Genomic DNA, 14445 nt, shown 5'->3' with positions numbered 1-14445 from the left:
GGTCGAACCCGGCCGCGTCCCGCGTCCCCCGGGTCTGGCGGGCGCCAGGGCGCCGTGGGCGAGCCGCCGCCGTCGGGCTGACAGGTCAGCCCGACGCAGCCCGCCCCGCGGCCGGTCAGTCCGGGTCGGCCTCGGCGCCGCCGGAACGGCCGGCCGGGTGCGCGTCGACGACCCGGTTGAGCAGGGCGACGAGCGTGAGCTGCTCGTCCCCGGACAGCGGCGCGAGCAGCTGCTCGTTCATCGTCTGCGCGCGGTGCGCCACCTCGGTGTGGGTGCCCTCCCCACGCGTGGTCAGCCGCAGCACGTTGCGCCGGCCGTCGTGTGGGTCGCGGACCCGCCGGATCAGGCCGCGCTGGACGAGGCGCGCGACCACGTCCGCGACGGTCGAGCGGTCCAGGCAGGCACGCTCGCCGAGGGTGCGCTGGTCGATGTCGGGTGCCGCCCGCAGGCTGTTCAGGACGACGAACTGGGGCGGCGTGGTGTCGGTGGAGACCGAGGCCGTCCACAGCTGGTGAATGACCTGCTGCAGCCGGCGGGCCAGGTGGCCTGGGTTGGCCGACAGGTCCGCGGCGCCGTCGACGGCAGTTCCGGACGGTACCGACACGGTGGTCCGTCCACCATTCCCTGCCGAATGGTCGGGAAGTGTGTGCGTGTTCAGGGTCTGTGTCCGTTCACGTCGGGCACCGGATGGCGCGTCTCGAGCCGAGGACATCGAAGGACCAGGACCGCGAAGGGGCCGGGGATGTCGAAGGCAACAGGGGATCGGAGCCGCTCGGATGGATTCGAGGATCCGAAGGCTGGCGGTGGCGCCGGTGCGGCTCGGTCGTCCGTGGTCGTCGGTCCGTGGTCTAGGTCGGTGGCTGCCAGCCCGCGGTCTTGATGGGATGAGATCATAATCATCCGCATCAGGCCATGCTGTGGCGGAATCGCCGGAGAAGCGGTGCCAAGTCCGTCGAGAACGGGGTCAGCGGGCCGAAAAAGTACCGACAATTCCGCTTTCACCCCCGAGCTGACATGCGTGCGGCTAATTTGACACCGAGTGCCGTCTTCCTTGCGTCGGAAGAACCCGAACGAACTGTCTTCTGGCCGACACGGTCGTTGATGCCCGACTGTCCTTGCCGGACGGGGTCGAACCGGTCTGATGGGCCACTGCTCGATCGGTCTCGGTGCTCAGAGCGCCGCGTCCGGATCGCCGTCCTTGGCTAGTCGGCTCGGTGGATCCGAGCCCCGGCGGCCCGTGCTTTGCCGACACCCGTCCGGGTAGGTCCCGGTCCGGGCTCGGGGCCGATTCCCGAGAGGAGTCCAGGACGGCCCAGCGGCCACGTAGCCCCAGGCACCCTCGACGCCGAGGCATAAGGCCAGGCATCACGTGACGGGAGCAGCCGATGGACCGAGGCAGCGCCAAGCACGGCCCGCAGCTCGATGAGGCGATGGCCGACGAGGTGCGCGACTACGTCCGAGCCCGCAGGCAGACCCACGCCGCCGAGTGGAGGTCGCCCGAGCCGTCGACCGACGAGGTTCCAGTGGCGTTGGACCGCCCGGACGGGATAGGCCGGGGTAGCGCCCCGCGCGGGATGAGCCTCAGCGACGTCGAGGAACGCTCCGAGCTGGCCCGCTGGCTCAGCCGGGCCGTGTTCCCGGCCGACCGTGACGAGGTCATGGGCCACCTGCGCGATCACAACGCACCCGATCACGTGGTCGAGGAGATCCGACAGGCGCCGAAGCACGGCCAGTTCGGTTCCGTCGGCGAGCTCTGGCGCGCCGTCCACAGCGGCGCACACGTGGAGAAGACCCGGTACTGAGCGGTCGTACCGGTGCCGTCGAAATCATGATCGTGCCCTGGGGCGCGGAGACCGGCGCGGATCGAGCGCCGGGCTCCGCGCCCCTGGCACGACCAGGCCAGGTTGGCCGGGCTGAAGGTCCCTGCCCCGTCTTACGGCGGCGGCGGTGGGCAGGAGCGCGGCATGGAACGCCGCGACTCGGGTGCGGGCGACCGACGGCTGGTCCGCGGACTGCTTCCGACCCGCCAGCCGAGCTCTCCCGAAGCCCCCGCAACCAATGGCTCCGTAACCAGTGGCCCCACAACCAGTGGCTCAGCGACCGACGGCCCTGTGACCGACGGCCCTGTGACCGACGGCCCCGCGACCAACGGCCCCGCGCCGTCGAGCCAGCCTCGGCGACAGCGCCCTGACGATCGCCGCTCCGACGATCGCCGCTCCGGCTCCCGCCGCGCGGGCGCCGCGACCGGTGTCCAGCCCGGACCCGTGCCGCCGCGCTCGGGCCGCCCCGCCGGCCGGCCGGGTCGCCCGGCGGGCCGCGCGAACTCGACCGACGCGGGACGACTGCCGCAGGTCAGCAACCTGCTCGGCCTCATCACGCTGTGCCTCGTGCTGGCGACGGTGATCCTCGGGCTGTCATGGCTGGTCGGTGGCCTGGACGTGATGGCGGTCGGCGCGGTGCTCGCCGTCTGGGCGCTGTGCGTGGCCGCCCGGGTGATCCTGGGCCGGCCGGGCACCGACTGGACGGTGCCGACGTTCGACCAGGTCGTCGCGGCGGGGCTGGACGGGCCCGAGGCGCGTCGATCGCCCGCGGGGCAGCGCCGGCCGCGGGGTTGGTGGCCCCGCTCGGCTGAGCCGGCCGTGGGGCGGCCCGAGCCGGCGGTGCCGTCCGGCCGGAGCGCGGCCGCGGCGGCGGCCATGGCCCGCTCGGCCGGGACCGAATCGCACGACGGGCCTGTCGTCGGGCCAACGGGCGGAAGCGGGCCCGACCAGGGCGGGCACGGAAGGTAACAGGAATAGCCGTCGAATGACCGGGTACGCATCCAGGCATGGGTGCGACGAGTGAAAACGGCCGGCGACCCGCTTCTGGTGGTTTGTTTCACACCCTCGCGGCCGGACTGGATCAGACAGAACGCGAGCAGACCCTGAACCTGATCAGGCAGCGTCTTTTCGCCGACCGCGCCGCGGCGGCGGCCGGACAGCGTGAGCGGCAGGTTGACGTCGGTACCCGCACACGCGCGCGCCGTCGCCGTGGCAACTCGGACGACTCGGTCTCGTCCCGCAATGATGCTGGTTCGGCTCCCGAGCGCAGCCGGGCCGGCCGCCCCGAGCACGGTTCTCGCACTTAACTCCGGGCCGGGACCAGCCGGAACCGGTGCATGGGGAAGCCGCTTTCAGCTGGGGAATTCCGACCCAATCGGGCGTGCGGAATCCGGCGACGGCAGACAAGAAGTAAGGCGGCTGAGGCGCCCGGCGGATACGGCGTAAGGCGCGAATGTCGCGATCCGGCGCCGGCCAGTCGCGGGAACGATTTGGTTCCGTCCGGACACGCCGCGCGGTCCGGCGATCGCGCTCAGCGGATGGGCGCCCAGCCCGGGGAGTGCGCGCCGAGCGAACTTGGTGGCCGGTCGTAGCCGCGCGTGGCGCCGCCGACGGCCCCGGGCGCGGCGATGTAGGAAAGCTCGCCGAACTCGCTGCGCATCGTGCGCCGGAACGGCTCGACGTCGGCGTCACTCAGGCCCGGCACAGCCAGCGTGTCCCGCTGGCCCAGGCCCATCAGCCAGCGGCCCGTCTGGGCGAGCGAGAGCCGGACGTGCCAGCTGCCGCCGACGCCTTCCCGCCGGGCGAGCGCGGCCAGCACGCCGTAGGCGGCGAGGTGCCCGGTGGCGTGGCTCAACGCGGCGGCGGGCAGCGGCTCCGGCTGGTGCGAGCCGGTCGCGCGCGCGGCCTCGACCGCGGCCCCGGATGCCGTCTGTACCAGCCCGTCGAAGCCGCGCAGTCCGCTCCACGGCCCGAGCCGGCCGTAGGCGCTGATCGTCGCGCAGACGATGCCCGGCCGGATCCTGGCCAGGTCCTCCGGCCCGAACCCGAGCCGGTCCAGCGCCTTCGGTCGGTACGCCTGGATGACGACGTCCGCGGCCGCGACGAGTTCGCGCAGCCGGCGGGCGTCCGTGGCGACCCGCAGGTTGAGAAAGGTGCCGCGCTTGCCGAAGCCGGTGTCGATCAGGAGCGTCCGGCTGTCGGGCAGGTGGGCCGCGCCCACCCGCAGCACGTCCGCGCCGAACGAGGCGAGCGCCCGGCCGCAGACCGGGCCGGCGATGGCGCGGGTCATGTCGAGCACCCGCAGCCCTGCGGCCGGGCGGCCGGGGGACGCGACCGCCTGGGCCTGGGTCGACAGTGCCTGCGCCGGTGCCGGCGGCATCGTGGTCCCGCGGAACCGGGCCATCGCGGCCGGGCCGGCCAGCGGCGCGGCCTCGTCGAGCCGTTCGATCTCGATCAGCGGCAGCCCGGCGACGGCGCGCCCGGCCGGATGGGCCCACCACTCCCGTTCGGCGCGGGCCATCGTGGCGCACATCCCCATCGACTGGAGCTCGGCCTCCAGGCTGGCCGCGTCGTGGCGGGCGACGGCCTGGGCGACGGCGGCCGGCTCGGCCCGGGCGCCGAGCAGCTCCAGCACGCCGACCCGGTGGTGCGGCAGGTTGCAGTGCACGTGCAGCCACCGGCCGTCCCGGGTCGCGTAGTAGCCGGTCAGCGGGTCCGACGGGTTCGGTGCCGCCCGCCCGCCGATCCGCAGCAGCCGCTCGCCGCGGAACGCCGCCGCCGCGTGCCGGGTGTCGACGGAGACCGGCGGGCAGTCGTCCCCCGACCGCGCGGCCCACAGCTCGGCGGCGCCGTGCGCGGCGGCCGCGATGGCGACGGTGGCCGCGAGGGTGACCCGGTACAGGCTTGGCAGCACGTCGGCGGGCCCGGTCACCGTGAGCCTGGCCGCGGCGCGCGCGTCCCCGATCAGCCGGGCGAACTCAGTGACGACCCCCGCGAGCTCCCGTGCCTCGTCCTCGGAGGGCTCGCCGCTACCTCCGGATTCCGGTGTTGGTGGCGTTACAGGAGTTTCCGCGGAGACGGGTGTTTCTGTCGGCTCTGGTGTTTCTTCCGGCGTCGAGGGCACCGGTGGCGTCGAGGGCGCGGGTGGGTCGGGTGGGTCCGACGCCGTGGGGCGTTGGCCCGGTCGCGGTAGGTCATGCAGCTGATCCGCCATGGCTCCGTCCGCTTTGAGGCCTGTCCGGCTCACTGCCCACGGTCACTGCTGATGCATACCGTGGGCATTCGGCAACTCTCAGCATCGCATTTGCGCATTGGCGTCCGACACAACGGCCCAACCTGGTGTCTCATCGCAGAAGGCGACGAGCTGCATGCCGTCGGCGACTCGTGCCAACAAAGTGCGACAAGCCGGCCACTTTCGCCCTCTCCTGGGCGGAGACGGCCTTCTTTGTCGCCGTGATTCGGCCACATCCCGCGTCCCGTTCTGTGATCCTCGATCAACGGGAGGCCGAGGTCGGGAGAGGAGGCCGCCATGGCCAGGCGGACGACGCTGTACGACCTCCTGGGCGTCCCGCCGTCCGCCACGGCGGAGGAGATCAGGGCCGCCTACCGTCACGCCGCTCGGGCACTGCACCCGGACGCCGGTGGCAATGCCGCCGCCTTCCAACGGCTCACGACCGCGTACCACATCCTTGGCGACCCAGCCGGTCGCGCCGGCTACGACGAGTACCTCGCCACCAGCGGCGCCCCTCCGGCGACGGACGCCGAAGACGGGGTGCCCGGCGGCCCACCGGCTCCCGCCGCCTTCCCCGGGGTCAGCCGCGAGGTGAAGCGGGGCTACCTCGTGATGATGACCGTCGCGCTGGGGCTGTTCATCCTGGCCGGGACGGTCGTCCGGCCGGTGTCCGTGCCGGCCGCGATCGCGATGGCCGTGGTGGCGATGGTGATCCCGCCGGTTGCCGCGATCATGGCAAACCGCCCGCCGCCCACCCATGGCACGCGGCGCAGACACCGGTCGGCCGGGCGCCGGTCGTCCTGACGCGACGACCGGCGGACACCGGGAGCCCGCGTTCCCTATCCTCAGACTCATGGCTCGTTACGACTACCGCTGCCGGGTCTGCGACTCCTCGTTCGAGGTGCGCCGCGGCATCACCGAGGACGCCGCCGCTGCGGTGCCCTGCCCCGCCGGTCATGTCGAGACCTCGCGGGTCTTCTCGGCGGTGGCGGTCAGCCGCGGTGCGTCGGTGTCCATGGGCGCCGCGGCTCCCATGGCTGGCGGCGGCGGTGGCGGCTGCTGCGGTGGCGCCTGCGGCTGCGGCTGATCCGCCGACAGCGTCGCGTCATCCAGCTGTCACTCATCTCTCGGTCGCGCCCGCCGGGACGCGCCGTCGTGCGTCCCCTGCCTGGCCGCCGCCGCGCGGCGAGCCTCGCCGCCGCGCGCCCATCGCTCTAGGCGATCGCTTGGTCCGCCTGTGCTCCTGAGGAAGTGGCCTGGCCCCCGCGGGCCGTTCGCCTGGTGTTGCCGGCCGGGGGCCGCAGGCAGCGCAATGTGAACGGATGCGTAGCGAAAGCGCCTGGAATGTGTCCTACGTGTAACAAGAGCTCAACTGCCCTACCCGCCCGCGCTCGGGTTGGCTAGGTTTCCGCCAACTCGGCGCGGACTGCACCACGGAGTCGGAGATCTTCCGGTACCGCTGGTCACGGGCGTTGGGAGCAGGGGAGACCGCACCGGTTCCGACCACCACGGCCGGGCGCGCGCCTCCTCGCGTCCTTGGGGTGGCTGGCCTGACGGCCGGGCGTAGGACGCGAGAACGGCGGCGTTCGGGCTGGGGGTCATGCCCGGCACACGTAGGAGGAAGTTGATGGAAAGGCGCAGGCTCGTTGGGGCGCTGGCGCTCGCGTCGGCGGTCGCGCTGACCGCTGCCGCCTGTGGCAGCAGCGGCAGCGGCGGCTCGTCCGGCAGTGGCAAGAAGACCTTCACGATCGGCTTCCAGGGCCCGCTGTCCGGTGACAACCAGCAGCTGGGCATCAACGGCCTGGACGGCGTGAAGACCGCGATCGCCGAGGCGAACGCGGACTCGTCGCTGCCCTTCACCTTGAAGCTCGTCCAGTCCGACGACCAGGGTGACCCGGCCGTCGCGCCGACCGCCGCCCAGAAGCTGGTCGACAACTCGGACGTCATCGCGCTGGTCGGCCCGATGTTCTCCGGCGCGACCAAGGCCAGCGAGCAGCTCTTCACGGACGCGAACCTGCTGTCGGTCAGCCCGTCGGCCACCAACCCGACCCTGACCACCCTGGGCTTCAAGACCTTCTACCGGGTCATCGCGACCGACGCCGGCCAGGGCAAGGCCGCAGCCGACTACATCTCCAAGGTCCTCAAGCCGGCCAGCGTGTACTCGCTGGACGACGCCTCCGAGTACGGCACCGGCCTTTCCAAGGTCATCGAGTCGACGCTGACGACGAACGGGACGAAGTTCACCCACGACAGCATCAACCCGACCAAGGACTACACGGCTCAGGCGACGAAGATCATCGCGGCGAAGCCGGACGTCCTGTACTACTCGGGCTACTACGCCGAGTTCGCGCTGCTGAGCAAGGCGCTCAAGAGCGCCGGCTTCACCGGCAAGATCATGTCCGGTGACGGCTCGCTCGACCCCGAGTACATCAAGCAGGCTGGCGCGGCCAACGCCGAGGGCGCCCTGATCAGCTGCCCGTGCCTCCTGGCCGGCGCTGACCCGAACGCCTCCGCGTTCGTGACGTCGTACAAGGGCACCAACGCTGGCGCCGAGCCGGGCACCTACTCGGCCGAGGCGTACGACGCGACCAACGGCATCATCGCGGTGCTCAAGCAGCTGGGCACCGGGGCGACCCGGGAGTCCGTGTCCGCCGCGTTCGGCAAGCTCGACATCAAGGGCCTGACCAAGCAGATCAAGTTCACGCCCACCGGTGAGGTCACCGACGCGTCGTTCTACATCTACCAGGTGAAGGGCGGCCAGCTGACCGTCCTCGGCCAGACGTCGAAGCTGATCGGCGGCTGACCTAGCCGCCCGGACCCGTCGCGTGCGGCCACCGCGCCGTACGCGACGGGAGCCGGGCCGTGGTGCCTGCGCATCGCGGCTCGGCACGCAACTTCATCGATCGGGCGGCGGGCGCGCTTTGTCCGCCGCCCGTTCCGATTCTCCGGGGGCTGCGGGAGCTGGCGACCCTGTTCCGTCGCGCCCGCGGCAGTGGAAGACCTTCGACAAGGCGGATGCATGGGCTTCGTCCACCAGTTCTGGCAGCTAACCATCGACGGGCTGATGTCGGGCTCGTTGTATGCCGTCATCGCGCTCGGCTACACCCTGGTGTATGGCGTCCTGCAGCTGATCAACTTTGCGCACAGCGAGGTCTTCATGCTGGGCGCGTTCGGCGGCCTGTTCGCGGCCCGGCCGATCATCCACATGTTCGACCACACCCCGTCGGGGATGGCCTCGGTCGGGATCGTGATGGTCGGCCTCATTGCCGGCGCGGCGTCCGGCGCGCTCGCCGCCTTCGTGCTTGAACGGGTGGCCTACCGCCCGCTGCGGAAGCGGAACGCGCCCCGGCTGGCGTATCTGATCAGCGCCATCGGGGCGTCCGGGTTCGCCGTCAACATGGCCGGCAAGCTGTGGGGGCACCAGAACGTGCCGCTGCCGCCGGCGTTCACCAACGGCGTCGTGTTCCACATCTTCACCGGCAAGGTGAACACCCAGACGCTGGTCATCATCGCGGTCGCCGCGTTCATGCTCATCGTTCTCGACACGCTGGTCGCCCGCACCCGGCTCGGTCAGAGCATCCGCGCGGTCGCGCAGGACGCCGACACCGCGATCATGATGGGCGTCAACGTCGAGCGGGTCATCGTGCTGACCTTCGTCATCGGCGGAGCGCTGGCGGGCGCCGGCGGCTTCCTGCAGGCGATGACGTTCAGCGCCGCGAACAACATGGGCTTCCTGCCCGGCGTCAAGGCGTTCACCGCCGCCGTGCTCGGCGGTATCGGCAACGTGCGTGGCGCGGTGCTCGGCGGCCTGACTCTCGGCCTGATCGAGAGCTACGGCGGCTTCATCTTCCAGGCGTCCTACAAGGACGTCATCGCGTTCCTGGTGCTGGTGCTGATCCTGATGGTCAGGCCGACCGGCCTGCTCGGCGAGCGACTGGGGAGGGCCGCATGAGCGCCGCTCCGACCGTGTCGGACCCGACGCCGGCTCCCGCGTCGCCGCCGGAACCGGTCAGCGGGTCCGGGGTGGGTTCCCTGGTCACCACGGCGCTCTTCGGCGCCAAGGGGTTGCGACTGCTCGGCACCTGGGTGCTGCTGAGCCTCGTGCTCGCGTTGATGACCGGCAAGGACGGCTCGCCGGACAAGCCGTTTCACGCCGTGGCGCAGGACCTCCTCCACCCGCGGATCCTCACCTTCCTGATCATCGCGGTGGTGATGTGGGTGGTGGTCGCGCTCTGGCCGCTGCTGCGGTCGCTGCTGCAGGGGGCGGTCGACCAGGCGCGCGGTCCGGCCACCGTCGTGACGCAGAACAGGTTCGCCCCGATCGGGGCGAACCTGGTGCTCCTGGTCCTCGCGATCCTCGCGCCGATGTTCTTCTCGACGGCCGCGCAGCAGTCGATGGTCAACGACATCGGTATCTACGCGCTGCTCGCGCTCGGCCTCAACGTCGTCATCGGCTACGCCGGCATGCTCGACCTCGGCTACATCGCCTTCTTCGCGATCGGCGCCTACGCGACGGCGTACTTCTCCTACAAGCACACCTCGCCGCCGCTGCCGGTGCACGCGCCGTTCAGCCTGAACCCGTTCTTCGTGTTCCCGATCGCGTTTGTGCTCGCGGCGCTGGCCGGCATCATCCTGGGTGCGCCGACGCTGCGGCTGCGCGGTGACTACCTGGCGATCGTGACGCTCGGGTTCGGCGAGATCATCCAGCTGATCGCGAACAACTCGTCGTGGACGAACGGGCCGCGGGGCGCGTTCGGCGTACCGCACCTCTCGGTTCACATCGGCGGCTTCAACTACGCCTGGAAGCTGGATCCGAGGCCGTACTACTACCTGCTGCTCGTCATCATCGTCATCGTCATGCTCGCGCTCGGCCGGCTGGAACGGTCGAGAATCGGCCGGGCCTGGGCGGCGATCCGGGAGGACGAGATCGCGGCCGAGGCGACCGGTGTGCCGACGCTGCGGATGAAGCTGCTGGCCTTCGCGATCGGCGCCTCGGTCTCCGGCTTCGCCGGGGTGCTGTTCGCCAGCAAGCAGTTCTTCAACCCCGGCGTCTTCAGCCTGCAGGCGTCGTTCCTGGTGGTGACGATCGTCATCTTCGGCGGCATGGGCAACCGGCTGGGCGTCGTCGTCGGATCGGTGGTCCTGCAGGGCCTGGCGTTCTATCTGCGGGACAAGGTGCCGGCGACGGACCGCTATATCTGGTTCGGCGCGGTGGTCATCGTGATGATGATCTTCCGGCCGCAGGGTGTCGTCCCGTCGCGGCGGCGCGGGCGGGAGATCAAGCTGGCCGAGCAGGGCGTCGGCCACGCGGACTCGCTCGGTTCCGCGCCGATCTCGGAGGACCTGGCCTCATGAGCAAGCACCGCGCATCCGGCCCCGCCGGGGCCGCGGCCGTGGCGACGTCGACCGCCACGACCGGTAGCCCGAGCGCAGGCGACCCGACCGGCGACGTGGTCGTCGACGCGCAGGCGCTCACCCTGCGGTTCGGCGGCGTGACCAGCCTCAACGGCGTCTCGCTGCGGCACCGGCGTGGCGAGATCCTCGCCGTCATCGGCCCGAACGGCGCCGGCAAGACGTCGCTGTTCAACTGCCTGACCGGGGCGTACAAGCCGCAGGAAGGCTCGGTGCGCTTCGCGCCGACGTCCCAGAAGGCTTACTCGATCGTCGGCCGGACGCCGCACTCCATCACCAAGCTCGGCGTCGCCCGCACGTTCCAGAACATCCGGCTGTTCCCCGCGCTGACCGCCCTGGAGAACGTGCAGATCGGCGCCGAGATGCGTCAGCGCCACGGCGCGCTCGGCGCGATCTTCGGAACGCCGCGGGCCCGGCGGGAGGACCGCGACGGGGTGGCGCGGTCGGTCGAGCTGATGCGGCTGGTCGGCCTGGAGCACCGGCTGCACGAGCTTTCGTCGTCGCTGCCGTACGGCGAGCAGCGCCGGCTGGAGATCGCCCGGGCGCTGGCGACCGAGCCGAAGCTGCTGTTGCTCGACGAACCGGCGGCCGGCACGAACCCGTCCGAGAAGCTGGAACTGGCCAACCTGATCCGCGCCATCGCCGACACCGGTGTCTCGGTTCTGCTCATCGAGCACGACATGCGGCTGGTCATGTCGGTCGCGGCGAGCGTCGTCGTGCTGAACTTCGGACAGGTCATCGCGCATGGCACCCCAGCCGAGGTGCAGCGCGACCCGGCGGTCATCGAGGCGTATCTGGGAGCCCAGAGCGACGAGCCCGCCTCCGGGAACACCACGGGGAAGGACCGGTCCTGATGCTGCTGGAGCTCGTCGACGTCGAGGTCGCGTACGGCGCCGTCACCGCGCTGCGCGGGGTGCGGCTCACGGTCGACGCCGGGGAGATCGTCACGCTGCTCGGCGCGAACGGCGCGGGCAAGACGACGACGCTGCGCACCGTCTCGGGACTGCTGCGGCCACGGGCCGGGCAGGTGCTCCTCGACGGCGAGCCGCTGTCGCGGATTCCGGCGCATCAGCTGATCCGGCGCGGGGTCGCGCACTCACCGGAGGGCCGGCGGATCTTCCCGTCGATGTCGGTCCGCGAGAACCTGCTGATGGGCGCGTTCCACGACCGCAAGCACGTCTCGACCGACCTGGAGATGGTCTTCGGGATGTTCCCGCGGCTCAAGGAGCGGATCGGCCAGGCCGGCGGCACGCTGTCCGGCGGTGAGCAGCAGATGCTGGCGATCGGTCGTGCCCTGATGAGCAGGCCGCGGCTGCTGCTGCTCGACGAGCCGTCGATGGGGCTGGCGCCGCTGATCGTCCAGACCATCTTCGAGGTCATCGCGCAGATCAACGCCACCGGCGTCGCCGTGCTGCTCGTCGAGCAGAACGCCGCCCAGGCCCTGCGGATCGCCAACCGGGGCTACGTGCTGGAGACCGGTCGGGTCGTGCTCGACGGCCCGGCCGACGTACTGCTCGCCGACGACCGCGTCCGGCAGGCCTACCTCGGCGAGGATGTCGGGACGCCGACCGGCGCCGAGGCAGCCGCCAGCTCCTGACCGACCTGGACGGCGGCACCCGCGGGTGACGGGTGCCGCCGTTTTCGGATCACCCGCGGCGCCATGCGCTGGTTGCCGGGTCGCCGGTTGCCAGGTTGGTGGCTGCCGGGGTCATCCGAACAGGCCGCGCTGGCGCGAGCCGGCCAGCGTCTCCTGGCGGGCCTGGACGTCATGGAGTCGGGGACCGTCGCGGTAGCCGGCGGTCCAGGGATGGCTGTCGTCGAGAGTGGAGGGCGGGGGCCGGCGCCAGTCCCGGCCGTCACGGGAGTCGGCGCCGAAGCGCCGGACGCCCGCCACGATCAGCAGGACCGCCAGGGTGATGAGAGCAACGATGACCATGCGTTGAGAGTGACGCGCGGTCGATCCTCCGGTCCATCTAATTTTTCTTGCCGACACCGTTAAGCTCTTCTACGTGATCGACGTTCGACGCCTCCGGCTGCTGCGTGAGCTGGACTGCCGGGGCACCGTGGCCGCGACGGCCGCCGCGCTGCATCTCACCCCGTCCGCCGTCAGCCAGCAGCTCGCGGCGCTCGCCCGCGAGTCCGGCGTCCCCCTGCTTGACCAGGTCGGACGCAACGTCCGGCTGACGCCGGCGGCCCGGGTGCTGCTGCGGCACGCTGACGAGATCTTCGCCCAGCTGGAGCGGGCCGAGGCCGACCTCGCGGCGTTCGACGCGGGCCGGATCGGCCCGGTGACGATCTCCGCCTTCCCGACGGCGATCGTCGGAATTGTCGCCCCCGCGATAGAGCGGCTGCGCGAGACCCACCCCGGCATCGACATCACGATCGTCGACGTGATGCCGCCCGACTGCTACGACATGCTGATCGGCGGCGAGCTCGACCTCGCGTGTGACTTCGTCTCGACCCACCCCGACGACGGCCGGTTCGAGACGATCGGGCTGCTGGACGACGTGTTCGATGTGGCGCTGCCGCGCGACCACCCGCTGGCCGGCCTCGACCGGGTCTCGCTCGCGCAGCTCGCCGACGAGGACTACATCGCGAGCCGGGCCGGGACGGCCTGCCTGCAGATCATGCTGGCAGGCTGCGCGGTGGCCGGGTTCGCGCCGCGGATTCGCCACCGCAGCGACGACTTCCCAGCCGTGCTCAGCCTGATCGCCGCCGGCTGCGGGATCGCGCTCATCCCGCGCCTGGCCGGGCTTTGCTCGACCGACCGGGTGGTGCTGCGCCCGCTCGTCGACCCGCCGGTGCGCCGGCTCGCGGTGGCGCTGCGGCGGGGCTCCGGCGGCGCGCCGCACCTGGCCGCCGTGGTGCGGGCGCTCGTGGACGCGGCGCGGCTTGCCGAAACCGCGGCCCCGCTGCTGCCGGGTATCTGCCCGCCGGTCGCCGTCCGGCCTGTCGCGGTCCAGCCGGTCGGCGCCCAGCCGGGCGTGCTGGCCTGACCGGTGCCGTGTTCGGGCTGGTGACGGCCGGCGTCCGGGTGCCGGGAGCGGCCGGCTAATCTTTGTCCTCCCCGGCGAGCGTGCCATCCTCGCGGGGCTTGAATACGGGGCCGGAATCGGGGTGGTTACCGCGCGTCCGCCATCGCGGACCAGCGGGTTAGCGCACGGGGCGCGTCTCCCGCCGTACGACGTTGTGGGCCAACGGATGGCTGACGGACGCTCAGCGAACGGAGTGTCCGGCGCCGATGCGTGTGCGCGGGCAGCCGGGTCCTGATAGACCAGCACAGCACATGTACTGAACATTCGATCAAGAAGCAGGGAACGTCATGCATCCGACGGTGGAGCGTTTTCAGGAGCGCCTGCGTGAGCTGGGCGCCACTGGCGAAGCCCGCGAGCTGCCGAACAGCTCACACACCGCGAACGAGGCCGCCGAGGCGCTCGGCACCTCGGTCGGGCAGATCGTGAAGAGCCTCGTCTTCCTGGCCGGTGACCAGCCCGTCATGGTGCTCGCGTCGGGCCTGAACCAGGTCGACACCGACAAGGTCTCGGCGCTGCTCGGCAGCCCGGTGGGCCGCGCCGGCGCGAAGACCGTCCGCGAGGCGACCGGCTACGCCATCGGGGGCGTTCCACCGGTCGCGCACGCCACCGAGATGCGCATTCTTCTCGACCGCGACCTGCTCGCCCACGCCGAACTGTGGGCCGCCGCCGGAACTCCCAACGCGGTCTTCCCGACCAATCCCGACGAGCTTCACGCCATCACCCACGGCGAATGGGCCGACGTCCGCCACGAGTTCTAGACCCACCTCCGGCGAGGTTCAGCCCGTTCCGGCTCCCATGATCGTCGTTTCGGCCCTCCAGTGGTCGTATCCGGCGCTGTTTCGTAGCCACCGGAGGGCGAAAACAGCGATCAAGGCGATGGGCGGACGCGCTCGGCCTACCAGCCGTTTGTCTCGCACTCGACAGCGGGCCTACGCAACCAGTCGGC

General features: G+C 71.5%; 14 protein-coding genes. 11 read left to right on the top strand and 3 right to left on the bottom strand.

The window, feature by feature from the left end; genetic code table 11:
* Positions 1 to 115: 115 nt before the first annotated feature.
* Positions 116 to 604, bottom strand: coding sequence for a MarR family winged helix-turn-helix transcriptional regulator (locus FRAEUI1C_RS33655; protein WP_013427858.1), 489 nt, complete (start codon positions 602 to 604; stop codon positions 116 to 118).
* A gap of 781 nt (positions 605 to 1385) precedes the next feature.
* On the opposite strand from FRAEUI1C_RS33655, the gene FRAEUI1C_RS33650 reads away from it, so the two are divergent.
* Positions 1386 to 1802, top strand: coding sequence for a DUF2795 domain-containing protein (locus tag FRAEUI1C_RS33650; RefSeq protein ID WP_013427857.1), 417 nt, complete (start codon positions 1386 to 1388; stop codon positions 1800 to 1802).
* A gap of 309 nt (positions 1803 to 2111) precedes the next feature.
* Positions 2112 to 2789 (top strand): hypothetical protein, encoded by a 678-nt coding sequence (locus FRAEUI1C_RS36945; protein WP_049807062.1) that lies wholly within the window; start codon positions 2112 to 2114, stop codon positions 2787 to 2789.
* A gap of 562 nt (positions 2790 to 3351) precedes the next feature.
* On the opposite strand, the gene FRAEUI1C_RS33640 is transcribed toward FRAEUI1C_RS36945, so the two are convergent.
* Positions 3352 to 4752, bottom strand: a complete 1401-nt coding sequence (locus FRAEUI1C_RS33640; protein WP_368411146.1) for a CoA transferase — start codon at positions 4750 to 4752, stop codon at positions 3352 to 3354.
* A gap of 597 nt (positions 4753 to 5349) precedes the next feature.
* Between FRAEUI1C_RS33640 and FRAEUI1C_RS33635 the strand changes: the two genes are divergently transcribed.
* The 7 genes from FRAEUI1C_RS33635 to FRAEUI1C_RS33605 all read left to right on the top strand — a co-directional run bounded on the left by FRAEUI1C_RS33635 (position 5350) and on the right by FRAEUI1C_RS33605 (position 12061).
* The gene (locus FRAEUI1C_RS33635) at positions 5350 to 5856 is read left to right on the top strand and encodes a J domain-containing protein (RefSeq protein ID WP_013427854.1); all 507 of its coding nucleotides are present in this window, start codon (positions 5350 to 5352) and stop codon (positions 5854 to 5856) included.
* A gap of 49 nt (positions 5857 to 5905) precedes the next feature.
* A complete protein-coding gene (locus FRAEUI1C_RS33630) occupies positions 5906 to 6139 on the top strand; it encodes an FmdB family zinc ribbon protein (protein WP_013427853.1) in 234 nt (77 codons plus the stop codon).
* A 540-nt stretch (positions 6140 to 6679) separates the two neighbouring features.
* Positions 6680 to 7855: a branched-chain amino acid ABC transporter substrate-binding protein gene (locus FRAEUI1C_RS33625; protein WP_013427852.1), complete on the top strand. Its 1176-nt coding sequence runs from the start codon at positions 6680 to 6682 to the stop codon at positions 7853 to 7855.
* A 216-nt stretch (positions 7856 to 8071) separates the two neighbouring features.
* Entirely contained in the window at positions 8072 to 9004 is a 933-nt protein-coding gene (locus FRAEUI1C_RS33620; RefSeq protein WP_013427851.1) for a branched-chain amino acid ABC transporter permease, read from the top strand.
* Positions 9001 to 10407, top strand: coding sequence for a branched-chain amino acid ABC transporter permease (locus FRAEUI1C_RS33615; protein ID WP_013427850.1), 1407 nt, complete (start codon positions 9001 to 9003; stop codon positions 10405 to 10407). Before FRAEUI1C_RS33620 ends, FRAEUI1C_RS33615 begins: the two co-directional genes overlap by 4 nt.
* Positions 10404 to 11318: an ABC transporter ATP-binding protein gene (locus FRAEUI1C_RS33610; protein ID WP_013427849.1), complete on the top strand. Its 915-nt coding sequence runs from the start codon at positions 10404 to 10406 to the stop codon at positions 11316 to 11318. Before FRAEUI1C_RS33615 ends, FRAEUI1C_RS33610 begins: the two co-directional genes overlap by 4 nt.
* On the top strand, positions 11318 to 12061 hold the full coding sequence (locus FRAEUI1C_RS33605) for an ABC transporter ATP-binding protein (protein WP_013427848.1): 744 nt from the start codon (positions 11318 to 11320) through the stop codon (positions 12059 to 12061). The genes FRAEUI1C_RS33610 and FRAEUI1C_RS33605 overlap by 1 nt, the downstream gene beginning before the upstream one ends.
* Positions 12062 to 12172: 111 nt before the next feature.
* Here FRAEUI1C_RS33605 and FRAEUI1C_RS33600 read toward each other — a convergent pair whose 3' ends face one another.
* The gene (locus tag FRAEUI1C_RS33600; RefSeq protein WP_013427847.1) at positions 12173 to 12400 is read right to left on the bottom strand and encodes a hypothetical protein; all 228 of its coding nucleotides are present in this window, start codon (positions 12398 to 12400) and stop codon (positions 12173 to 12175) included.
* Positions 12401 to 12473: 73 nt separating this feature from the next.
* Between FRAEUI1C_RS33600 and FRAEUI1C_RS33595 the strand changes: the two genes are divergently transcribed.
* Together FRAEUI1C_RS33595 and FRAEUI1C_RS33590 are read left to right on the top strand one after the other, a co-directional pair.
* On the top strand, positions 12474 to 13460 hold the full coding sequence (locus FRAEUI1C_RS33595; RefSeq protein WP_013427846.1) for a LysR family transcriptional regulator: 987 nt from the start codon (positions 12474 to 12476) through the stop codon (positions 13458 to 13460).
* 326 nt (positions 13461 to 13786) lie between these two features.
* Positions 13787 to 14257: a YbaK/EbsC family protein gene (locus FRAEUI1C_RS33590; protein WP_013427845.1), complete on the top strand. Its 471-nt coding sequence runs from the start codon at positions 13787 to 13789 to the stop codon at positions 14255 to 14257.
* Positions 14258 to 14445: the final 188 nt, after the last annotated feature.

Source organism: Pseudofrankia inefficax (assembly GCF_000166135.1).
GTDB lineage: Bacteria > Actinomycetota > Actinomycetes > Frankiales > Frankiaceae > Pseudofrankia > Pseudofrankia inefficax.
The sequence above is the reverse complement of the archived record's forward strand: the minus strand, read 5'-3'. Positions and strand labels throughout refer to the sequence as shown.